This is a genomic window from Streptomyces sp. NPDC050534, from assembly GCF_044457745.1.
Taxonomy (GTDB): domain Bacteria; phylum Actinomycetota; class Actinomycetes; order Streptomycetales; family Streptomycetaceae; genus Streptomyces.
Genome location: NZ_JBITHF010000006.1, coordinates 102367 through 124293 on the forward strand (window position 1 = coordinate 102367; position 21927 = coordinate 124293).

The 21927-nt window shown below is 71.1% G+C and carries 16 protein-coding genes and 1 riboswitch; of the genes, 4 read left to right on the top strand and 12 right to left on the bottom strand.

The features are described 5' to 3' along the window. Positions 1-264 precede the first annotated feature (264 nt). Complete coding sequence (locus ACIBN2_RS20550) at positions 265-942, bottom strand: transglycosylase family protein (RefSeq protein WP_399135928.1); 678 nt, start codon at positions 940-942, stop codon at positions 265-267. Between the two features lie 3 nt (positions 943-945). Beyond that, positions 946-1115: riboswitch (cyclic di-AMP (ydaO/yuaA leader) on the bottom strand. A 195-nt stretch (positions 1116-1310) separates the two neighbouring features. Then, positions 1311-2279, bottom strand: a complete 969-nt coding sequence (locus tag ACIBN2_RS20555; protein ID WP_399135929.1) for a transglycosylase family protein — start codon at positions 2277-2279, stop codon at positions 1311-1313. Between the two features lie 206 nt (positions 2280-2485). Here ACIBN2_RS20555 and ACIBN2_RS20560 point away from each other — a divergent pair, with 206 nt between their 5' ends. After that, the gene (locus ACIBN2_RS20560; RefSeq protein WP_399135931.1) at positions 2486-3724 is read left to right on the top strand and encodes a cytochrome P450; all 1239 of its coding nucleotides are present in this window, start codon (positions 2486-2488) and stop codon (positions 3722-3724) included. Here ACIBN2_RS20560 and ACIBN2_RS20565 read toward each other — a convergent pair. The 6 genes from ACIBN2_RS20565 to ACIBN2_RS20590 form a co-directional block, all read right to left on the bottom strand. Next, positions 3721-4701: a nucleoside triphosphate pyrophosphohydrolase gene (locus tag ACIBN2_RS20565; protein ID WP_399135933.1), complete on the bottom strand. Its 981-nt coding sequence runs from the start codon at positions 4699-4701 to the stop codon at positions 3721-3723. The genes ACIBN2_RS20560 and ACIBN2_RS20565 overlap by 4 nt on opposite strands. An 18-nt stretch (positions 4702-4719) precedes the next feature. Next, positions 4720-5367 (bottom strand): SurA N-terminal domain-containing protein, encoded by a 648-nt coding sequence (locus ACIBN2_RS20570; protein ID WP_399135936.1) that lies wholly within the window; start codon positions 5365-5367, stop codon positions 4720-4722. Positions 5368-5520: 153 nt separating this feature from the next. Further along, positions 5521-6348 (bottom strand): glycoside hydrolase domain-containing protein, encoded by an 828-nt coding sequence (locus ACIBN2_RS20575; protein ID WP_399135938.1) that lies wholly within the window; start codon positions 6346-6348, stop codon positions 5521-5523. Between the two features lie 125 nt (positions 6349-6473). Continuing rightward, positions 6474-7967 carry a protein kinase gene (locus ACIBN2_RS20580; RefSeq protein WP_399136679.1) on the bottom strand — a complete coding sequence of 498 codons (1494 nt, stop codon included), beginning with the start codon at positions 7965-7967 and terminating at the stop codon, positions 6474-6476. Between the two features lie 38 nt (positions 7968-8005). After that, a complete protein-coding gene (locus ACIBN2_RS20585; RefSeq protein ID WP_399135940.1) occupies positions 8006-8575 on the bottom strand; it encodes a hypothetical protein in 570 nt (189 codons plus the stop codon). A gap of 102 nt (positions 8576-8677) precedes the next feature. Then, positions 8678-10621: an N-6 DNA methylase gene (locus tag ACIBN2_RS20590; protein ID WP_399136681.1), complete on the bottom strand. Its 1944-nt coding sequence runs from the start codon at positions 10619-10621 to the stop codon at positions 8678-8680. A gap of 947 nt (positions 10622-11568) precedes the next feature. Between ACIBN2_RS20590 and ACIBN2_RS20595 the strand changes: the two genes are divergently transcribed. Together ACIBN2_RS20595 and ACIBN2_RS20600 are read left to right on the top strand one after the other, a co-directional pair. Beyond that, positions 11569-12285, top strand: coding sequence for a hypothetical protein (locus tag ACIBN2_RS20595; RefSeq protein ID WP_399135942.1), 717 nt, complete (start codon positions 11569-11571; stop codon positions 12283-12285). A gap of 40 nt (positions 12286-12325) precedes the next feature. Beyond that, positions 12326-13135 (top strand): hypothetical protein, encoded by an 810-nt coding sequence (locus ACIBN2_RS20600; RefSeq protein WP_399135944.1) that lies wholly within the window; start codon positions 12326-12328, stop codon positions 13133-13135. Positions 13136-13146: 11 nt separating this feature from the next. On the opposite strand, the gene ACIBN2_RS20605 is transcribed toward ACIBN2_RS20600, so the two are convergent. Then, positions 13147-13863, bottom strand: coding sequence for an HNH endonuclease family protein (locus tag ACIBN2_RS20605; RefSeq protein WP_399135946.1), 717 nt, complete (start codon positions 13861-13863; stop codon positions 13147-13149). 189 nt (positions 13864-14052) lie between these two features. On the opposite strand from ACIBN2_RS20605, the gene ACIBN2_RS20610 reads away from it, so the two are divergent. Beyond that, positions 14053-14238, top strand: a complete 186-nt coding sequence (locus tag ACIBN2_RS20610; RefSeq protein WP_399135948.1) for an antitoxin — start codon at positions 14053-14055, stop codon at positions 14236-14238. A gap of 111 nt (positions 14239-14349) precedes the next feature. Here ACIBN2_RS20610 and mfd read toward each other — a convergent pair whose 3' ends face one another. The 3 genes from mfd to ACIBN2_RS20625 form a co-directional block, all read right to left on the bottom strand. Further along, positions 14350-17904: a transcription-repair coupling factor gene (mfd, locus tag ACIBN2_RS20615; RefSeq protein ID WP_399135950.1), complete on the bottom strand. Its 3555-nt coding sequence runs from the start codon at positions 17902-17904 to the stop codon at positions 14350-14352. A 300-nt stretch (positions 17905-18204) separates the two neighbouring features. After that, the gene (locus tag ACIBN2_RS20620; protein ID WP_399135952.1) at positions 18205-20784 is read right to left on the bottom strand and encodes an ABC transporter permease; all 2580 of its coding nucleotides are present in this window, start codon (positions 20782-20784) and stop codon (positions 18205-18207) included. Then, positions 20781-21569: an ABC transporter ATP-binding protein gene (locus ACIBN2_RS20625; RefSeq protein ID WP_399135954.1), complete on the bottom strand. Its 789-nt coding sequence runs from the start codon at positions 21567-21569 to the stop codon at positions 20781-20783. Before ACIBN2_RS20625 ends, ACIBN2_RS20620 begins: the two co-directional genes overlap by 4 nt. Positions 21570-21927: the final 358 nt, after the last annotated feature.

The following is a 21927-nucleotide window of genomic DNA, read 5'->3' on the forward strand; positions in this document are numbered from 1 at the left end:
TGCGAGACGAGCCTAACCGCCCGAGGCCGATCGGCCAGCCGGTCGCCCACCCCTTGAGCAGAACCGAGAGTAAATTGTTTCCGAACGGAACAAAAACCGGCACGGAAGCACTTGCGCGCGCGGGCACAAAAAGCCCCGCCCCGGTGCGTACGGGGGAACACGCACCGGGGCGGGGAGACCGTGGGGACGGGGGCGGACCTCACGTGCCCTCCATGGTGGAGGACACGGCTGTCAGGGCGCTGTGGTCCGGCTACCGGCCCGCTGTCACTTGAGGTGCAGCTGCTGGCCCGGGTAGATCAGGTTGGCGTCCTGGACGATGTCCTTGTTCAGCTTGAACAGCTTCGACCAGCCGCCCGCGACGTGGTGCTTCGTGGCGATGGAGCTCAGGGTGTCACCCTTGACGACCTTGTACTCGCCGTCGCCCTTCTTGACCTTCTTGCCGGTCGGGGTGGTGACGGTCTTCTGGGTCTTCTGCGACTTCGCGGCCGGGCGCTCGGAGGAGCGGGAGGCGGCCTGCGAGTCGGAGTGGGTGGTGGTGCTCGGCTTCGAGGCGGCGGCACCGTTGTAGGCGGCACCGGACAGGCCTGTGCCGCAGACCGGCCAGGCGCCCTTGCCCTGGGCGGCGAGAACCTTCTCGGCGACGGCTATCTGCTGCGACTTGCTGGCCTGGTTGGCCTGCGCGGCGTAGGCGGTGCCGCCGTACGCGGCCCAGGTGGAGGCGGAGAACTGCAGACCACCGTAGTAGCCGTTGCCGGTGTTGATGGACCAGTTGCCGCCCGACTCGCACTGGGCGACCGTGTCCCACTCGGAGGCGGTCGCGGCGGAGGCGTTGCCCGCCGCCATCAGCGGGGCGGCGATGGCGACACCGGTGATGCCGGCGAACGCGGCGACCCGGGTGGCCTTGGAAGGACGACGGTGCTTGCCCTGACCGGAAAACAGCATGGTTGATCCCCTCACCGACGCCTGCGAGGTGAGCTGTCGGGTTCGGGCCGGTTGAGTTGCCCGGTCGTGCCTCGCTCTCGCTCGGCACGGCTACACCCCTAGCCGCCACCGGCAACTTCCCGGTGGGGCACTTACCTTGGGTCCCCCGCTCCTGCCTACGGCGCTTGACGCGACGACTGTTCCCGTACGGCCGCTGGCAGGATTCGGCGTTGCGGCAGACGGGGCTCGTGGTGACGAGCGATGAAGACCGTAGACACGCGATCCGCGGAAATTCAAAGACGATCAGGGCTTCTGAGACTCATCCCACACTTTCACCAAACCGGACATTCCGGAGCGAAGCGTGACGTGAACTCCCGTTGGTTTTCGCCCTATTCGCTACCGAGTCGCAGGGTCTGACCGGCCACGATCTGGTTCGGGTCGCTGCCGATGGCCTTCTTGTTCTCGGCGTACAGCGCACGCCATCCACCGCTCACGTCACGGGAGTCGGCGATGGACGCGAGGGTGTCGCCGGCGTGGACCGTGTAGGTGCCGCCCGCGCCGCCGTCGGTCTTGGTCTCGTCGGCGCTCGCGCCACGGTGACGGCCGCCGCCGAGCGCGCCGGTGTCGACCAGGCTCCAAGAGCCCGCGGACTGCCCGGAGTTGTCCGAGTCATCCGTCTTCGTCCGGTCCGCACGTGAGCCGTCACTCCCCCGCGAGGCGCTCGGGGCGCGGTGGGACGGGGACTTGGACGGCGAGGCGGACGTCTCGGATTCGGTGGAGTTGTCCGTCTTGTCGGTGGAGGCCGACGAGGACGGACTGACGGACGGGTCCGCCGACGCATCCGCGGACGAATCCGACGAAGAGGACTCATCGGACGAGTTGCCCGAGGAGTTGGACAGACCGAGGGAGCCGGACGTCCCGGAGTCGGACGAGTCGGTACCGCCGTCCAGCACACCGGTGTCGATGTCCGCCGAGTCCGAGTCCTTGCTCAGCCCGGTGGTCAGGCCGCAGGTGTGGAAGGCGCCCACGCCCTGGTCCGCCAGGACCTTCTGGGCGACGGCTATCTGCTGGTTGCGGCTGGCCAGGTCGGGCCGGGCGGCGTAGTCGAGACCGCCGTACGTGTCCCAGTCGTCCTGGCTCAGCTGAAGGCCGCCGTAGCGGCCGTTGCCGCTGTCCTGGCTCCAGGCTCCGCCGGTCTCGCACTGCGCCACCTTGTCCCACGTGCTGCCGCCGTCGGCGGCGCTCGCGCCGGAGGCGGCGAGGAGCGGGATGGCGATCGCGGAGCCGGTCACACCGGCCGCGACGATGAGGGCGGGAGCCTGGCGGGGGCGACGGTGTCGACCGTTCCCGGAGAGCATGCAGAGGCCTTTCGGAGACAGGGTTGACCGGCGCGGCGCATGATGCTCGGCACAGCGCACTGGTGGGTGAACGTATCGGCTGACGATCACTTGTCACAAGTTAATGCCGCGCAGATCACGTGAAGATCACATAGTTGAAGGCGTGTCATCTTTGACCGGTTCCGGGCGGCGGCACGAGCGTCGGCCGGTGCCGATACGGTCGTGCTGTGAACGTTCCGAACCCCGGCCCCGAACTCTTCACCTGGGAATTCGCCTCGGACCCGTACCCGGCCTACGCCTGGCTGCGCGAGCACTCCCCCGTCCACCGGACGAAACTGCCCAGCGGGGTCGAGGCCTGGCTGGTCACCCGCTACGCCGACGCACGTCAGGCGCTCGCGGACGGGCGGCTGTCGAAGAACCCCGACCATCATGCCGAGGACGCGCAGGGCAAGAGCCGGACCGGCATCCCGGGCGAGCGCAGCGCCAACCTGATGACGCATCTGCTCAACATCGACCCGCCGGACCACACCCGGCTGCGCCGTCTCGTCTCCAAGGCGTTCACCCCGCGCCGGGTGGCGGAATTCACGCCCCGGGTGCAGGAGTTGACGGACGGTCTCATCGACCGCTTCGCGGCGCGGGGCGAGGCCGACCTGATCCACGAGTTCGCCTTCCCCCTCCCCATCTACGCCATCTGCGACCTGCTCGGCGTCCCGCGCGAGGACCAGGACGACTTCCGGGACTGGGCGGGGATGATGATCCGGCACGGCGGGGGGCCGCGCGGCGGGGTGGCCCGCTCGGTGAAGAAGATCCGCGGCTATCTCGCCGAACTCATCCACCGCAAGCGCGGCGACCTCGGCGAGGACCTGATCTCGGGCCTCATCCGCGCCTCCGACCACGGCGAGCACCTCACCGAGAACGAGGCCGCCGCGATGTGCTTCGTGCTCCTCTTCGCCGGCTTCGAGACCACCATCAACCTCATCGGCAACGGCACGTACGCGCTGCTGCGCAACCCCGGGCAGCGGGCCCGGCTCCAGGCCTCGCTCCAGCGCGGTGAGACGGAGCTGCTGGACACCGGTCTGGAGGAACTGCTGCGCTACGACGGCCCCGTGGAACTGGCCACCTGGCGCTTCGCCACCGAGCCCCTCACCATCGGCGGGCAGCCCATCGCCACCGGCGACCCCGTGCTGGTGGTCCTCGCCGCGGCGGACCGCGATCCCGCCCGCTTCACCGGGCCGGACACCCTCGACCTCGCCCGCCGCGACAACCAGCACCTCGGCTACGGCCACGGCATCCACTACTGCCTGGGCGCCCCCCTGGCCCGTCTGGAGGCCCGGACCGCGCTGGAGACCCTCCTGCGCCGCCTCCCCGACCTCGAACTCGCCGCCGACCCGGCCGACCTGCGCTGGCGCGGCGGACTCATCATGCGGGGGCTGCGGGAGCTGCCGGTGCGGTTCACCCCGTCCTAGGACCGGGTGCCGTCCTCCGCCCGCCTGATCGCGTCGCGGTAGGCGCGGGCCGCCGCACGCAGCGCCGCCTCCGGATCTACGCCGTCGGACTCTGCGCGTACCGCCATGGCCAGCAACTCGTAGCCGATGCCCTCCGATCGGGGAAGGGGCACGTCGAGGCCCGCCGTCCGGGTGCGGGAGGCCAGCTTCGCGGCGAGGGCCAGGCCCGGCTGCCCCAGGGGGACGCCCTCCGTGACCGAGGCGCGCTGCTTCTCCACCGCCTTGGTGCGCAGCCAGTGCTCCTTGACCTCCTCGGGCGTCGAGGCGGTCTCGTCCCCGAAGACATGGGGGTGGCGGTGGATGAGCTTGGTGACGATGCCGGCGGCGACGTCGTCGATGGAGAAGGGCGTGTCCGGGTCCTCCTCGGCGATACGGGAGTGGAAGACCACCTGGAGCAGGACGTCGCCGAGTTCCTCGCGCAGTTCGTCGCGGTCGCCGTCCTCGATCGCCTCGACGAGTTCGTACGCCTCCTCGATGCCGTACTTCGCCAGGCCCTTGTGGGTCTGCTGCGAGGACCACGGGCACTCTGCGCGGATCCGGTCCATGACCTGGACGAGGTCGAGGAGGCGGGCGCCCGGCAGGTCGTAGGAGGCGGGGAGCAGCTCCAGCTCCGGCATCCGCACACGTCCGGAGCCCGCGAGGCGCGCCAGGCCGTCGGTGAGCGCCGGCTCGCCCTCGCCCGTCGCCACGACGACGACCGTGCGCCCGCCGCTGCAGGCGGCGACCAGTTCCTCGGCGGTGGGCGCGTCCTCGGCGACCGCCGTCCCGGCCTCGCGCAGATACGGCAGCTGCGGATGCGCGCCGTCCGCGCACAGCACGAGGTCGGCGGCGTGCAGCGCCTGCCAGGCGGGCCAGGACAGCAGGCCGGGCGCCACGCGGTGGCTGGTGGTGAGCAGGACGATGCGGCCGGGAGCCTCTTCGGAGCTGGTTGCGTTCACGAACCGAACGTAACCCGGCTACGCCGACTGCTGCGTTCCCGACGTCGTGACCTCGCGCACCCACGGCGTCTTCGCGTCGACGCGGCTGCTCTGCTGGACGTCCCAGGCGCCGTAGCGCGGGTTCAGGTCGACCTTGAGTTCCTTGGACGCCTTGGAGAGGGCGTTCCAGAAGGGCGGCTTGCTGGTGTCGGTGCCGAGGCTCTGGGCGAGCTTCTGCGCCTCCAGCTGGAGGCGCAGGTTGTCCTCCAGGCGCTGCGGCGCGACGCCGTACTGCTGGAGCCAGGCGGTCTCGAGCGCCTTGGCACCGCCGACCTGCTGTTCCAGGCCGGTGCGCATCTGCTGGATCTCCTTGGGCGTGACCGTGATGTCCGCGTCCTGGGCGGCCCGGTGCAGCACCCGGTCGAGGACCATGCTGTGCAGGGTGTCGCGGGTGAGGGTGCTGGTCTGCGTCACGGCCTGCTTGTACTGGGCGTCGTCCTTGACGGCCGCGCGCTGTGCCGTGCGCACCTCGCTCACTCGGTTCTGCAGCTGCGCCACGGTGATCCGCTGCCCGCCGACCACGGCGGCCGCGCCGGGATGCGCGTCGCTTCCGCAGGCGGTGAGCAGGGGAGCCGCGGCGGCGATCGCGGCGGTGAGGACGAGCGCGGAGCGACGGCGGCGGTGCAAGGAAGCCTCCCGAGGAGATTGTGCGACGGTGCACAAAGTCTTGCGGTGATCGATGGTATGCAGCGGCCAAGCTCTGGCCAACCCATTCGACCAACGATTCACCGCGACTTCGGGCACCGTCACCCTGCGGGGGCGTGCACGCGCGCGTACGCGTCAGCCCGTGATGGCCACCGGCGCGTCCCAGGCGTCCCGGTCCACGGTGATCGTGTAACCGTTCCGCGTCTCCTTGCTGTTGACGATGTACTGGTGACCGCGGCTGTGGTCGGTGTACTGGGTCGAGCCGAACGGCCAGTCCGCGGTCGTGGTGTTCTGCTTGTCCCACAGGGCGTACCAGAGGTTGCCCGGCAGGTCGGTCTTGTCCGTGGCGTTGGCGATCGCCTTCGCGCTGGAGCTGGTGAAGCCGTAGTAGCCCGCCCGGTACACCTTGGCGCGCAGCTCCTTGTCGAAGGCGCGCACGTAGGTGAGCACGGCGTTGTTGCACGACGTGTTCGTGATGTCGTACGACTCCATGTCCAGGTAGATCGGGCTGCCGGCCTTCAGGCCGAGCGCGGAGGACTTGGAGACGGCGTCGTCGGCGTCGGTCTTGCCGAGGGAGGCGGCCGTGGTGGCGGTGATCTTCTCGGGGCTGGAGCCGGACTGGCAGGGCGGCTGGGCGCCGACGTAGATCGGGATGAGCTTCCAGCCGACCGTGCTGACCGACTTCACCCAGGACGCGGTGAGGTTGGGCTGGGAGCAGCCGCGGTTCTTGCCGCCGACGTAGACGGCGGCGGCGCCGTAGAAGCCGGTGTGCCAGGCCTTCATCGCGGAGAGGGACGGGGCGGCGCAGGTGTCGAAGGCGCGGCCGGTGTACGTCTTCTGCGCGGGCCAGGTGGTCGCGGCCATGGAGGACTGCGCGGCGAGGCCGGCTCCGGCGACGGCGGCGGCACCGGCGACGCCCCACGTGATGTATCTGCGCTTCTTCGACTGCCGGTGAACGGCCATGAATACCCCACCCCTGGTTGTACTTCGCGTGGCGAAAACGCACCGCAACCTATCCCGCGCCGATCATGCGTTCGGGAAACACAAACCCCTGAAGATCACAAATGTCTCCCAGGGATCGGCAAAAACTAGCCGCGCACCTGTCCCAGCCACTGCAGTGTCCGCCGGACCTCCACCGCGAGCGGGTGGCCGGGGCCGCGCAGTCGCTCCACGTCCATCAGCAGGCGGGCGAGGGTGTCATGGGCGGCGGCCCGGTCGCCCAGGGCGAGCAGGAGGTGGCCGATGCGGCGGCGGACGTCGTGGGAGAGCTCGGGGTCGCCGGCCACGTACTGGTTCTCGTAGTACGGCAGCAGCGCCCGGTATTCGGCCAGCGCGGCCGCCGGCTCGCCGAGGGACTCCAGGCACTGGGCGGCCTCGTAGCGGAAGCGGAGCGACTGGGGGTCGGCCTGGCCGGCCTCGGCGGCGCGCTCGTCGGCGAGGCGGCGCAGTTCGGGCAGCGCGCGCCGGTACTGGCCGTCGTCCATGAGGGTCGCCGCGTACTGCTTGCGCAGCGTGCGGACCACCGGCGAGTGCTCGCCGTGCTGTTCGGCGGCGGCGGGCAGGATCGCCCCGAGGATGTCGACGGCCTGGGTGATGCGGCCCTCGCCGAGCAGGCGCTTGACCTCGTCGACGGCGTGGGCGACGTCCGGCTTCTCCGCCTTCTCCACCGCCGCCGAGGCCGGGGCCGGCTGGGGCGCGGGTGTGCGGGCGCGGTCCGGCCAGGGGGCGTGCGGGCGCAGAAAGGGACGCGTGGGATCGAGAGGCGCACCGGTGGGCGTCCCGCGCGCGGGCAGGAGCAGCTCCAGGTGTTCGTAGACCTCCTGCGCGGAGGCGGGGCGGTGCTGCGGGTCCTTGGCGAGCAGGCGCAGGACGAGCGCCTCGAGGGCCTCGGGCACCTCGGGGCGCAGCCGGCGCACGGGGACCGGCGGCTCGTACAGGTGCCGGTGCAGCACGCCGAGCGCCGTGGAGCCCGCGAACGGGACGTCGCCGCTGAGGAGTTCGTGCAGCAGCACACCCAGCGCGTACAGGTCGGTGTACGGGCCGACCGCGCCGCCCATCGCCTGCTCGGGCGCCATGTAGGCGGGCGAGCCGATGGGCGAGCCGGTGTGGGTCAGGCGCGTGGTGTCGGTGTCCATCACGGAGGCGACGCCGAGGTCGAGGACGGTGACCGTGCCGTCCTGCTTCACCATGACGTTCCGCGGCTTGAGGTCGCGGTGGACGATCGGCACGGCGTGCACCGCGCTGAGCACGGCGCACAGTTGCGCGGCGACCGCCACGGCCCACTGCCAGGGGTACGGGTCGTGCTCGGCGAGGTGGTCGGAGAGGTCGGCGCCGTCGACGTACTGCATGACGAGGAACAGCTCCTCGCCCTCGCTGCCCGCGTCGTGCACCGTGACCAGGCCGGGGTGGTCGACCTGTGCGGTCACCCGGCACTCGCGCACGAACCGGCGGCGCAGTTCGTCCGCCTCCTGGCCCGCCACCTTGTCGGGGCGCAGCAGCTTCACCGCCACGCGCCGGTCGAGCCGCTGGTCGTAGGCCGTCCACACCTGGCCCATGCCGCCCTGTCCGATGAGCGTGGACAGCGCGTACCGGCCGGCGACGACACGCCCCGTCGTCACGGTCACCTTCCGCCCTCGTGGTCGCCGGGGTGCTTGCGCAAGTAATCGCTGAGTTCGTCGAGTTCCGCGCGCACCTGGTCGATACGGGCCGGGGCGGGGCGCTGCGGTGGGGGTGGCGGCACGGGGGCGGGGGTCACCGGCGTCTGCGGGACGGTGGCCGCGTACGGCGACGGGGGCTGCGGGTAGCCGTAACCCAGGCCCTGGGCCGGAGGTGCCGCGTAGCCGGCGGGATACGGCCGGAAGTGGCGTATGTCCGCGTACAGGAAGTAGCCCGCGCAGGCCACGGCGTTGAGCAGCAGGATGATCATGCCCGCGTTGCCCTTGGGCGTGCTGAAGTCATCGGTGTTGTCGGTGGCGAGCAGACCGAAGCTGATGCCGAGGACCGCCAGCGAGCCGCCGAAGATCCACCAGTCGGCGCGCCTGCGGGTCACGATCGCGGCCCGCAGCGTCGCCACCCATGACAGGAACCCGATGCTGAGGATCGCCACCGTCACGAAGATCACGCGCAGCAGGACCAGCACCGCCGTGGAGGGTCGACGCTGCTGAGGCGGGGCATAGCCGTGGCCCTGCATGGCTGCTCCTGGGGACCTGATGGGACGAACACAAATGCTGTGTCCGAGCGTATAGGCCGACAAGGACAACCGGTCACGGGTTGTACCGAACCGTTGTCCGGCTCAGTCCGGCGCGACCGTCCCGTCCGTCAGCCCGTCGTACATCCCACGTACGAGCTGCTCCCCCAGCCGGCCCGCGTGTCTGAGGGCGCGCTCGAACTCGTCGAGGGCGCGGAAGCGGGCGCCGTAGCGGCGCTGTTCGTCCAGGGGGAGCCGGGGCAGTTGGAGGCGGCGCACGTCGAGGCGGGTGGCCGTGGACGCGTAGCTGCTGGCCTGGCGGTTGTTGGCGGTGCCGCGCAGGAAGCCGGCCAGGAACCAGGGGTCGAGCGCCGAGGGATCGGGGCGCAGGAGCACGAGGTTGCGCCCGAGGGCGGCGCCGCCGGTCGCCTCGTCGATCACACGCGCCACCGAGCCGCCGCCGAGCACTGGCACCACCACGTCGCCCGGTTCGGTCAGCACGGCCTCGTCGTCGCTCTCGGGCAGGGCCCCGGAGGGTGCCGTGCCGGCGAGGACGTCGTGGTCGGTGAGCACGGGCACGCGCGCGTGGCCGCCGTTTCCACCGGTGCGCATCACCAGGGCTGCCCCGCGCGCGAGTTCGCCGACCGTGGTGAGCGGCCAGCGCGAGGACGCGGGATCGGCGGGCGGCGGTGTGAGGTCGGCGGTCAGCCGCAGGGTCTCACCGAGGCGTTCGCGTACGGCGGTGAGCGCGCCCGCCCCGTCGGCGGCCGCAGGGGGCGGCAGGTGCCGGGCCGGGGCGAGGTCGACGTCGTCGTCGAGGAGGTCGATGACGGGCAGGGAACGGGCGAGACCCGGGCGCTCCTTCAGGGTGCCCGCGCGGTCGTAGGCCCGCCAGGCGTCGAGGACACTCTCGCGCACGGCGTGCCAGTCGGGCCCGCCGCGCCCCTCGGTGGCGTGCTGCCCCGTGTCCACGAGCAGCAACTCCGGCTGCGCGGGCGCCCGTTCGGGCCGCCGCAGCACCCACAGGTGCAGGGGGATGTTGTACGGCGGTGCCGCGCCGACGGGCAGGGCGACGACGGCGCGCAGCGCGCCGCGGCGCAGCAGGTCGGCGCGGATGCGGCGGCCGGAGCGGCGTGAGGCTGCGGCGGGCGGCATGAGGAGCACGGCGGTGCCGCCGTCCCTCAGCCGGGCCAGGGCGTGCTGCACCCAGGCCAGTTCGGACTCGTTGCGGGCCGGGAAGCCGTACTCCCAGCGGGGGTCGTAGGCGAGTTCGTCGTGGCCCCAGTTGCGTTCGTTGAACGGCGGGTGGCACAGGACGGCGTCGGCGCGCAGGTCGGGGAAGGCGTCGGCGCGGAGCGTGTCGCCCGTGGCGCCGCGCACGGTGGACGGGGTGCGCAGGGCGAGCCGGAGCGCGGTGAGCGCGGCCAGTTCGGGGGCGCTGTCCTGGGCGTACAGCTCCTGGCCGGGGCGGGGGGCGACGGCTCGCAGCAGGGCGCCGGTACCGCAGGCCGGGTCGAGGAGGGTACGGGCGGGTCCGGCGAGGTCGGCCATCAGGCCCGCCAGGTCGGCCGGGGTCGGCGTGTACTGACGCGGGTTGGCGTCGAGATGCCGGCCCAGCAGGAACTCGAAGGTCTGCCGGGCCCCCATCTCGGCGGCGAGCTCGGCGACACCGCGCAGGAGGGGGATGGAGAGCAGGAGCTGGGCGGTGGCGGGGGCGTGAACGGCGGACGGGGTGCTCACAACGACGGCTCCCGCTCCCGTTCCGGCTCCCGCTCCCGTTCCGGCTCCCGCTCCCGTTCCGGCTGCGGCTCCCGTTCCGGCTGCGGCTCCCGTTCCGGCTGCGGCTCCCGTTCCGGCCACTGGTCCCATTGCGGCCACTGGCCCCGTTCCGGCCGGGGCTCCCGTCCCGGCCGCTGATTCCGTTCCGGCCGCGGCTCCCGGCCCGCCCATTGGTCCCATTGCGGCCACTGGCCCCGTTCCGGCCGGGGCTCCCGTCCCGGCCGCTGATTCCGTTCCGGCCGCGGCTCCCCGCCCACCCATTGGTCCCATTCCGGCTGCCGCGCCCGTGTCGGCCACCGGCCCCTGAACAGCCGCCGGACCCGACCCAGCCGACGCGGCCCTTCCGGACACCGGACCCGAGCCGGACACCGGCCCCCTCCACGTCGGCGCTCCAGCTCCGACCGCGGGCCCCGTCCCGGCAGGCGCTCCCGCTCCGGCAGCAGGCTCCGCCCCCGCCGCCGCTCCCATCCCGGCCGCCGAACCCGACCCAGCCGACGCGCCTTTTCCGGAGACCGGTCCCGGCCCGGACACCGGTCCCGAGCCGGCCGCAGGCCCCGCCCCAACCCCCGGCCCCAGGCCGGCAGCCGCTCCCCCTGCAAGCACACCCCCCGCTCCCGTCCCGGCCGTCGGGCCGAACCGTGGTGCGAGTACCTCTTCCAGGGCCTCCGGCAGCATCGCGGCCAGTCGATCGTCCGGGCCCGTGCTCACCTCCAGCCACACGGTGGGGCGGGCGTGGATGAGCAGCAGGACGCAGCCGGCGTGGGTCAGTGCCGTGACGGGACCCTCGGGGTGCCCGGCGAGTTGCTGCCAGACGCGCTCCCGCAGCGGGACCTCGGCGAGTTTGCCCTGCTTGCGCAGCCAGTCCTCCACCTCGGCGAGCGCGAAGGACGGGCTGGTCTCGGTGCCGCCGACCGGCTTGGGAAAGTCGGCGTGGCGGCGGCGCCAGTTGCTGACGGCGGCGCGGCCGACCCCGGCGAGCCGCGCGATTCCCGCGGCGGTCACCTCTGTCGCGTTGTCCTGCACCGGCGGCTCCCCTCGTCGTCCCCACCGTGTGTGAGGCGAGCATACCGACGCACGCAAGATCTACCCGTTCACGACCGTGTACGTACTCAAATCCGTGAACCGTGTTGACTCGGTTCACACGCTCTGCTGTTATTGACCCAGCGAACGAGCGGCTGCCGAAGGGCGGCGGCCACGGTCCGAGGGGGGACACAGCCATGGGCATGAAGGGCAAGATCGCGCTGGGCGCCGTCGTGGGGGTCGTGATCATCGGTGTCGCGTCGACGAACGGCGGCAACGGGCACGGCGACGGCGGCTCCGGCAAGGACTCCTCGGCGTCCACCCGGCACAGCTCCGGCTCCGGCTCCGCCGCCGGCACGGGCTCCGGCTCCGGCAAGAAGGCCGCGAAGAGCGGGACCCGGGCCGTCGCGAAGAAGGCCGCGTTCGCCGGCGACGGCGACTTCCAGGTCGGCTCGGACATCAAGCCCGGCACCTACCGCACCACCGGCAACAGCGACGGCATGTGCTACTGGGAGCGGGCCAAGGACGCCAAGGGCGAGATGGACTCCATCCTGGCCAACGACAATGTCAGCGGCACCAGTTACGTCACCGTCAAGGCCACCGACAAGCTCTTCAAGTCCAGCGGCTGCAAGGACTGGGAGGCCGTCGGTCTCAAGGCCAAGGGCACGCCCGCGACCCGGATGGCCGGCGACGGCGGGATGTTCCGAGTCGGCTCGGACATCGCGCCCGGCACCTACCGGTCGACCGGCAACGCGGACGACTCCTGCTACTGGGAGCGGACCAAGGACGCCGCGCACTCGCTCGGTTCGATCATCGCGAACAACAACGTGACCGGCACGGCCGTCGTCACGATCAGCGCCTCGGACGGCTACTTCAAGACGACCGGCTGCCACGGCTGGCAGAAGACCGGCTGACTCCCACCTCACCCACTTCGATCCCCACCAAGGAACTCCCATGCGTCGCACCGCACTTGCCGCCGTCTGCCTCATCACCGTCGCCGCGGCCACCACGAGTCTCGTCGGCTGCCAGTCCGGCAAGGACAAGGCCGACGGCAAGGCGTCCGCCACGGCCGCGTCGAGCAAGCCGAAGGAGCCGTTCGCGGGCCTGAGCGCGGACGAGATCGGCGACCGGGCCATGAAGGCCACCACCGGCGCCTCCTCGCTCCGGATGAAGGGCACCGTCCAGGACGACCAGAGCGCCGGCACCATCCGGATCGACATGGCCCTGAACAAGAAGACCGAGTGCGCCGGCACGCTCGGCATGGGCGCCCAGGGCAAGACCGACCTGATCAAGACCGGCGACACCGTCTACATGAAGTACGACGAGGCGTTCCTGCGCGAGCAGAGCAAGGGCGAGTCCAAGGCGGACGTCGACGCGGCCGTCTCCATGCTGGCCGGGAAGTGGACCAAGATGTCCGCCAAGGGCTCGGACGCCAAGGACATCGCGAGCTTCTGCGACCTGAACACGGTGCTCGGCGGCGCCGAGGACGTCGGTTCGGACGGCTCCTCGGGCGGTGCGGACGACCCCACGGCCACCCGGGCCGGCACGGCGCAGGTCGACGGTGCGACGGCGGCCGTCCTGAAGGTGAAGGACGGCAAGGACCGCTACACGATGTACGTCGCCACCGAGGGCAAGCCGTATCTGCTGCGCCTGGACAGCACCGCGAAGGACCCGGGCTCCCTCACCTTCAGCGACTTCGAGAAGCCGGTTCCGGCGCGGAAGCCCGCCGGGAAGATCCTGGACCTGGACGCGCTGAGCGGCTGAGGCGCCGCGGCTCAACCCGCGTGGAAGCGGCTCGGCGCCTTCGTCGGGTTACCGCCGGAGGGCAGCTTCTGCCCCGGGCACGTCCTGAGGACCTTCTCCATCGCGGCCTTCTCCGCGGCGGTCACCCACAGCCCGTACTTCTTCTTCACGGCGACCTGCCCGGCGACGTACGTGCACCGGAAGGCCTTGTTGGGCGGCACCCATGTCGCGGTGTCGCCGTCGCCCTTGGAGCGGTTGGTGCTCGCGTCGACGGCGAGCAGGTTGAGCGGGTCGTTGGCCAGGGCTATGCGCTTGCCGGCGTCCCAGTACTTCGCGCCCTTCTGCCAGGCGTCGGAGAGGGCGACCAGGTGGTCGATGTCGACGAGGCTGCGGCCGCGCCGGTAGGTCACCTCCTTGCGCGAGTACGGGTCCGACGTCAGGACGCCGTACGACACCTTGCAGGTGCCGCCGGTGAACTTCACGTCGTCCAGGTCCCGTTTGAGGATGTCGTCCCGGGTGTCACAGCTGTTGGAGTCGGTGTCCGCCCAGGCGGTGCCGAACCTTTCGCGGCTGTAGCCCGTCTTCGGCGCCCGGCCCTTCACGGTCAGCGACTCGGCGGCCGTGAGGGCGGCGCCGCCGCCCCCGGTCTGCTCCGGCCCGCCGGAGCCCGCCTTCGTCTCCGCCTTGCATCCGGCCACGGCGAACACCAGCACGACGGCCGCCGCGGCTCCGCCCCTCAGACGCCTCACGGTGCGCCCCTCCCCTTGCAGCCCAAGTCCCCCCTGCAGGGGGCGTCTTCCCACGTACGAGTTCGCGCACACCGTAGCGGCAGGGCGTACGGAGTCGTTCACGAGGTCCAGACCAATTCCGACCCAAGTGGTCGACCCGGGCAATTCGGTCGTAGTGTCGGGGGTGGGCAATTCCGGAAGGAGCTCTGGATGGGCATCTTCGACAGGTTCAAGAGCAACCGCCAGATGCAGGACAAGGCCAAGCAGGCGTCCGACATGGCGGAGAAGAAGGCCAACGAGAGGACCGGCAACAAGTACGAGAGCCAGGTCGACGACGCGCAGCAGAAGATCGAGGGCCAGATGGGTATGGACCGGGACAGGCCCGAGCAGCCGTAACGTCTGGAGGCTCGGAAGCTCTTCCCCGAACCTGAGAACGGAAGCCGTCCGCAGAGCGCATGCTCACGCGGACGGCTTCCCTCAACTCCGGCGGCTCGTGCGGGAGTTCTCCTACGACCCCAGGATCGACGTCAGGAACTCGCCGACCCAGCCCAGCAGTTCACGTCCGACCAGCGGCTTGCCGCCCACCTTCGCGGTCTTCGGGCGCGGTACGAGCACCTGGCGGACGGCCGGCTTGATGACGACGCCCGGGTAGAGCCGCTTGACGCGCAGCTCCTGGGACTCCCGCAACTCCACCGGTGCGAAGCGGATGTTGCTGCCCTGCAGGACCACCTCGCCGACGCCGCACGCGCGGGCCAGCATGCGCAGCCCGGCGACCAGCAGCAGGTTCTCCACCGGCTCGGGCAACTTGCCGTAGCGGTCGACGAGTTCCTCGCGCACCGACTTGACGTCCTCCTCCGTGTTGGCGGAGGCGATGGCGCGGTAGGCCTGCAGGCGCAGGCGCTCGCCGGGGGCGTAGTCGTGCGGGACGTGTGCGTCGACCGGGAGCTCGATCTTGACCTCGAGCGGCGGCTCCTCCTCGACGCCGCCCTCCAGGGCGGCCCGGTAGTCCGCCACGGCCTCGCCGACCATCCGGACGTACAGGTCGAAGCCGACGCCCGCGATGTGACCGGACTGCTCGCCGCCGAGGAGGTTGCCGGCGCCGCGGATCTCCAGGTCCTTCATGGCCACGTACATGCCCGCGCCCATCTCGGTGTGCTGGGCGATGGTGGCCAGGCGCTCGTGGGCCGTCTCCGTCAGCGGCTTCTCCGGCGGGTAGAGGAAGTAGGCGTAGCCGCGCTCGCGGCCACGGCCGACGCGGCCGCGCAGCTGGTGCAGCTGGGAGAGGCCGAAGTTGTCGCCGCGCTCCACGATCAGGGTGTTGGCGTTGGAGATGTCGATACCGGACTCGACGATCGTGGTCGAGACGAGGACGTCGTACTTCTTCTCCCAGAAGTCGACGACGACCTGTTCCAGCGCCGACTCCGACATCTGGCCGTGCGCCGTCGCGATGCGCGCCTCGGGGACGATCTCGCGCAGGCGGGAGGCCGCGCGGTCGATGGACTCGACCCGGTTGTGGATGTAGAAGACCTGGCCCTCGCGCAGGAGTTCACGGCGGATGGCCGCGCCGATCTGCTTCTCCTCGTAGGGGCCGACGAAGGTGAGGACCGGGTGGCGCTCCTCGGGCGGGGTGGTGATGGTCGACATCTCGCGGATGCCGGTGACCGCCATCTCCAGGGTGCGCGGGATCGGGGTCGCGGACATCGTCAGGACGTCGACGTTCGCGCGCAGCTTCTTCAGCTGCTCCTTGTGCTCGACGCCGAAGCGCTGCTCCTCGTCGACGATGACCAGGCCCAGGTCCTTGAACTTGGTATCCGAGGAGAACAGGCGGTGGGTGCCGATGACGACGTCCACGGAGCCGTCGCGCAGCCCCTCCAGGACGGCCTTCGCCTCGGTGTCGGTCTGGAAGCGGCTCAGCGCCCGCACGTTGACCGGGAACTGGGAGTAGCGCTCGCCGAACGTCCCGAAGTGCTGCTGCACCAGGAGGGTCGTCGGGACGAGGACCGCGACCTGCTTGCCGTCCTGGACGGCCTTGAAGGCGGCGCGGACCGCGATCTCCGTCTTGCCGTACCCGACGTCGCCACAGATCAGGCGGTCCATCGGGACCGTCTTCTCCATGTCGTCCTTGACCTCGGCGATGGTGGTGAGCTGGTCGGGCGTCTCCGCGTACGGGAAGGCGTCCTCCAGCTCGCGCTGCCACGGCGTGTCCGTGCCGAACGCGTGCCCGGGGGCCGCCATGCGCGCGCTGTAGAGCTTGATCAGGTCGGCCGCGATCTCCTTGACGGCCTTCTTGGCACGCGCCTTGGTCTTGGTCCAGTCGGCGCCGCCCAGGCGGTGCAGGGTCGGGGCCTCACCGCCGACGTACTTGGTGATCTGCTCCAGCTGGTCGGTGGGGATGTAGAGGCGGTCGCCGGGCTGGCCGCGCTTGGCGGGGGCGTACTCGACGACCAGGTACTCGCGCGTGGCGCCCTGGACCGTGCGCTGCACCATCTCGATGTAGCGGCCCACGCCGTGCTGCTCGTGGACGATGTAGTCGCCCGCCTCCAGGGTGAGCGGGTCGATGGTCTTGCGGCGGCGGGCCGGCATCCGGGCGCCGTCCTTGCCGGCGGCCTTCTGACCGGTCAGGTCGGTCTCGGTCAGGACCGCGAGCTTCAGGGCCGGGTCCACGAAGCCGTAGTCGATCGAGCCGCACGCCACGTGCACGACGGACGGGGCGATCTCCCCGAGCTCGGCCTCCAGGCGGGCCGCGATGCCCTCGCCGCCCAGCACCTCGACCGTACGGGCCGCCGGGCCGTGGGCCTCGGTGACGAAGACCGTGCGCCAGCCGTCGGCGAGCCAGCCCTTGGTGTCGGCGAGGGCCTTGGCGGTGTCGCCGCGGTAGGTGTCGGGGGCGTGCATGCCGAGCTTGAAAGTGTCGCCCGCCGCGTCGGCGGCAAACGTCCCCGCCAGCTCCTCGTCCGCCGCGAACGGCGACACCGACCACCACATCATGTCCAGCTCGCGCGCCCGGTCCCGGACGTCCGCGATGGACCACAGGGAGGCCGCGCCGACGTCGATGGGGGCCTCGCCACCGCCCGCGGTGGCGGCCCAGGACGCCTGCAGGAACTCCTGGCTGGTGGCCACGAGGTCGGCGGCACGCGTGCGTACCCGCTCCGGGTCGCAGACCAGGGTCATGGCGCCCTTGGGCAGCACGTCGAGCAGCAGCTCCATGTCGTCGACGAGGACGGGGGCCAGCGATTCCATGCCGTCCACCGCGATGCCCTCGGCGATCTTGCCCAGCAGCTCGCCCAGTTCGGGGTGCTGTTCGGCGAGGGCACGCGCGCGGGCGCGCACGTCGTCCGTCAGCAGCAGCTCGCGGCAGGGCGGCGCCCACAGGCCGTGCTCGGCGACCTCCAGGGAGCGCTGGTCGGCGACCTTGAAGTAGCGGATCTCCTCGATGTCGTCGCCCCAGAACTCGACCCGCAGGGGGTGTTCCTCGGTGGGCGGGAAGACATCGAGGATGCCGCCTCGTACGGCGAACTCGCCGCGCTTCTCGACGAGCTCCACGCGCGCGTACGCGGCGGCGGCCAGGGCTTCCACGACGTCGTTCAGGTCGGCGGTCCGGCCGGTCCTGAGGGCGACCGGCTCCAGGTCGCCGAGGCCCTTGACCTGCGGCTGGAGCACGGAGCGCACGGGCGAGACGACGACGGAGACCGGGCCGGTCTCGGGGTCGTCGGGGCTCGGGTGGGCGAGGCGGCGCAGCACGGCCAGCCGGCGGCCCACGGTGTCGCTGCGCGGGCTCAGCCGCTCGTGCGGGAGCGTCTCCCAGGAGGGGTACTCCACGACGCCGTCCGGCGGCAGCAGGGACCTGAGGGCGGCCGCCAGGTCCTCGGCCTCGCGGCCGGTCGCCGTCACCGCCAGCACCGTGCGGCCGGTCTCGCGGGCCAGCGCGGCCACCGCGAAGGGGCGGGCCGCCGGGGGGCCGACCAGGTCGACGTGCATGCGGCCCGCTCCCGCTGCGGCCTTGACGGCTTCCGCGAGGGCGGTGTCCTTGACGACGGCGTCGAGCAGACCGTGCAGGCTCATTCGGGGCGGCTTTCGTCCGGGGGTGGGCAACGCGAATCGCCCGACGCGCGCTGCGGGCCGGGGGTCCCTCCAGCGTACGTCGCGCTCCGCGGGGTCGCGGCCGCTGTGGAAAACGTCGATCACCGCCTGCCCGGCGCTGCGCCGGCGACGGCGAGGCTTGGGAGGAGTACGCGCTCATCAAAGCCCACAGCAGAACCCGGCGCCGCGGAGTCCCCCAAGACTCCCCGGCGCCGGGCGCTCCCCCGCAACCCCCGTGTGCGGTGGCCGTTCCCCCCGTATCCCCCGTATCCCCCCGTATCCCTATTCGGTGGCGATGGCGTTCAGGACGTTCATGCGGCCCGCGCGGAACGCCGGGATCAGGGCTGCGATCAGGCCGACGAAGGCCGAGCCGAGGAAGACGGCGATCAGGGTCGGCCAGGGGACCTCCAGGACCTTCAGGCCCTCCAGGGCGAGGAGCTTCTGGGCCGTGGCGCCCCATCCCATGCCCAGGCCGAGGCCCAGCAGGGCGCCGAAGAGGGCGATGACCACCGACTCCATGCGGATCATGCGGCGCAGCTGGCGGCGGGAGAGACCGATCGCGCGCATCAGGCCGATCTCACGGGTCCGCTCGACCACCGAGAGGGCCAGGGTGTTCACGACACCGAGGATCGCGACGATGATCGCCAGTGCCAGCAGGCCGTAGATCATGTTCAGCAGCTGGCCGATCTGGTCCTTCAGCGCCTGCTTGTAGTCGGTCTGGTCGCGCACCTTGTACTGCGGGTAGTCGTGCAGCGCGGTCTTCAGCGACTTGTACGCGGTGTCCTGCTGCCCGTCCTTGGCGGTGGCGAAGACCAGCTGGTCCAGCGGCATCTTGGCGGCCGGCACGTACTTGGCGAGCGTGGAAATGGCGGTGTACTTCGAGCCCGCGTCGATCAGTCCGTCGTTGCTGGTGATGGCGCGGACCGTCAGGTTCGCGGTGGCGCCGTCCTTGAAGGCGATCCTGATCTTCGAGCCCAGGTGGACGCCGTGGGCCTTGGCGAACTTCTCGTGCACGGACATCGAGTCGGGCAGATAGGCGTCCTTGAGGTTGCCCGCGACGGTCTTGACCCGCAGGTCGGTCGCGTACGTCGGGTCGGCCGCCGTGATGTCGGTGTCCTTGAGCGTCCTGCCGTCGGGCGTCGTGTAGTCGGCGGTCGTCGTCTTGTACTCGGTGACCCGGGACAGCCCCGGCGTCGACTTCACGGCCTGCGCGGCCTGCGCGGTGATCATCTGCCCGCTGTCGGACTGGATGATGAAGTCGGTGCCGACCGTCTTGTCGAGCTGGTCGGTGGCCGAGGCGACCATGGAGGAGCCGACCACCGAGAGGCAGGCGACCAGCGCGAGCCCGATCATCAGGGCCGCGCCGGTGGCACCCGTACGGCGCGGGTTGCGCAGCGCGTTGCGCTCGGCCATGCGCCCGACCGGGCCGAACATCCGCAACAGCACGGCGCCCAGGACGCGCACCACGCCGCCCGCGAGCAGCGGGCCGATGACGACGAACCCGATGAGCGTCAGGACCACACCGAGGCCCAGCCACAGCGAGCCGTCCTTCGCCTTGTCCACGCCCGCGGCCAGGTAGAGGCTGTAGCCGCCGGCGCCGGTCAGGACCAGGCCCACCAGGGCGCGGATCCGCCCGGCCCGCGCGTCGGCGGGGGCTCCGGCGTCGCGCAGCGCGGCCATCGGGGAGACCTTGCCGGCCCGGCGGGCGGGCAGGTAGGCGGCGAGGACGGTGACGACGACGCCGAGCAGCAGGCCGACCACCGGGGTCGTCCAGGCGACCGTCAGGTCGCTGGTGGACAGGTGCATCCCCATCCGGCCCATGAGCTTCATCAGGCCGACGGCGAGCCCGACGCCCGCGCCGACCCCCAGCACCGAGCCGAAGACGCCGAGCAGCGTCGCCTCGACCAGCACCGAGCGGTTGACCTGCTTGCGGGAGGAACCGATGGCCCGCATCAGGCCGATCTCGCGGGTGCGCTGGGCGACCAGCATCGAGAAGGTGTTGATGATCAGGAAGATGCCGACGAGGAAGGCGATCCCGGCGAAGCCGAGCATCGCGTACTTCATGACGTTCATGAAGCCCTCGACGCTCTTCTGGTTGGCGTCGGCGGTCTCCTTCGCGGTCTGCACCTTGTAGCCGGCGCCGAGGGCCGAGACCACGTTCGTCTTCAGCTGCGGGTCGGTCACACCGGAGGCGGCCGTGACGTTGACGTTGGTGTAGACACCGGTCCGGCCGACGAGCGTCTGCTGCGCGGTCCTCGTGTCGAGGTAGAAGATCGCCGCACCGGGGTTGGTGACCTGGAAGTCGGCGATGCCGGAGATCTTCGCGTGGTGCGTGCCGACCGCGCTGATCACACCGAGCTCGTCACCGAGCTTCAGGTGGTGCTTGTCGGCGGTGTCGGCGTCGACCATCACCTGGGCCGGGCCCTTGGGCGCAGTACCGGAGGAGATCTTCATGGTGCGGGCGTCGTTGCCGTTCCAGCTGCCGACGATGGTCGGGGCGCCGCTGGAGGGCGACAGGTTGTCCTTCTTGTCGTCGACGACGGTGACGGAGGTGGAGAAGACGGTCCCCTCCGCCGACTTCACGCCCTGCGCCTCGCGCACCTTGCCGACCACGGAGGCCGGCATGACCGGCGGCTTGCCGTTGTCGGAGGTGGTCGCACCGCTGTCCGAGGCGCCCTTGGCGCTGACCGTCACATCGGAGGAGGTCGCCTGGAACAGCTTGTCGAACGTGGTGTTCATGGTGTCGGTGAACACCAGCGTCCCGCAGACGAAGGCCACCGACAGCAGCACGGCGATCGCCGAGAGCGCCATGCGTCCCTTGTGCGCGAAGAAGTTGCGCATGGATGTCTTCAGGACGGTCATGACGTACGCCCCCGGGCGTCGAAGTCCTTCATGCGGTCGAGGACGGCTTCCGCGGTCGGCCTGTGCATCTCGTCGACGATCCGGCCGTCGGCGAGGTACAGCACGCGGTCCGCGTACGAGGCGGCGACGGGGTCGTGCGTGACCATGACGATGGTCTGCCCGAGCTCGTCGACGGAGCGGCGCAGGAAGCCCAGCACCTCGGCGCCCGCACGGGAGTCCAGGTTTCCGGTGGGCTCGTCACCGAAGATGATCTCGGGCCGGGCGGCCAGCGCACGGGCCACGGCGACGCGCTGCTGCTGGCCGCCGGAGAGCTGGGTGGGCCGGTGCCTGAGCCGGTCGGAGAGCCCGACCGTGTCGACGACCCGCGCCAGCCACTGCTTGTCGGGCTTGCGCCCGGCGATGTCCATGGGCAGCGTGATGTTCTCGATCGCGTTCAGCGTCGGCAGCAGGTTGAACGCCTGGAAGATGAACCCGATCCGGTCCCGGCGCAGCTGCGTGAGCTTCTTGTCCTTGAGTCCGGTGATCTCGGTCTCGTCCAGGTAGATCTGACCGGAGGTCACGGTGTCGAGGCCGGCGAGGCAGTGCATCAAGGTGGACTTGCCGGACCCCGAGGGGCCCATGATCGCGGTGAACTGCCCGCGGGCGATGTCCACGTCGACGTGGTCGAGGGCGACGACCCGGGTCTCCCCGGACCCGTACGCCTTGACGACCTGCCGCGCCCGCGCGGCAACGGCCGTACGCCCTCCAGTGCCCCCGTGCCTGGGAATGGTTACGGCCGAAGTCATGATGTGTCTCCTAAGTCGGTGCAACAGGTGAACCGCAAGAACTGGGTACGTCCATGAGTCTGGTCCGGCGAGGGGCCCGGCGCGCTGGTGCCCGGCACCCTCTTCCACCGGGGGTAAACCCCACCCCGCAGGTTCGGTGAACCGCCCCCCGACGGCGTAAAGCCAGGTTAAGGACGGCCCCGGGGCACTCTCGTCCTCCGGCGGTACGAACCCTCCCCGAGCCGTAGTACGGAGGAACCCCTAAGGGAGCTCCACCGACGGGTGGAGCCGATCTAGGGGTTCGGTCCACCCACCGGCCCACTCACAATCCACCCTGACGCGGCGTGAGGCTCAAGTGGGAGAGTGGTCGCGGCAGATA

Bases quoted from the DNA above. Each gene is read 5' to 3' on its own strand.
- ACIBN2_RS20550 (WP_399135928.1), bottom strand. From the start codon at position 942: ATGCTGTTTTCCGGTCAGGGCAAGCACCGTCGTCCTTCCAAGGCCACC.
- ACIBN2_RS20555 (WP_399135929.1), bottom strand. From the start codon at position 2,279: ATGCTCTCCGGGAACGGTCGACACCGTCGCCCCCGCCAGGCTCCCGCC.
- ACIBN2_RS20575 (WP_399135938.1), bottom strand. From the start codon at position 6,348: ATGGCCGTTCACCGGCAGTCGAAGAAGCGCAGATACATCACGTGGGGC.
- ACIBN2_RS20585 (WP_399135940.1), bottom strand. From the start codon at position 8,575: ATGCAGGGCCACGGCTATGCCCCGCCTCAGCAGCGTCGACCCTCCACG.
- ACIBN2_RS20590 (WP_399136681.1), bottom strand. From the start codon at position 10,621: ATGGGACCAATGGGTGGGCGGGGAGCCGCGGCCGGAACGGAATCAGCG.
- ACIBN2_RS20595 (WP_399135942.1), top strand. From the start codon at position 11,569: ATGGGCATGAAGGGCAAGATCGCGCTGGGCGCCGTCGTGGGGGTCGTG.
- ACIBN2_RS20600 (WP_399135944.1), top strand. From the start codon at position 12,326: ATGCGTCGCACCGCACTTGCCGCCGTCTGCCTCATCACCGTCGCCGCG.
- ACIBN2_RS20610 (WP_399135948.1), top strand. From the start codon at position 14,053: ATGGGCATCTTCGACAGGTTCAAGAGCAACCGCCAGATGCAGGACAAG.
- mfd (WP_399135950.1), bottom strand. From the start codon at position 17,904: ATGAGCCTGCACGGTCTGCTCGACGCCGTCGTCAAGGACACCGCCCTC.
- ACIBN2_RS20620 (WP_399135952.1), bottom strand. From the start codon at position 20,784: ATGACCGTCCTGAAGACATCCATGCGCAACTTCTTCGCGCACAAGGGA.
- ACIBN2_RS20625 (WP_399135954.1), bottom strand. From the start codon at position 21,569: ATGACTTCGGCCGTAACCATTCCCAGGCACGGGGGCACTGGAGGGCGT.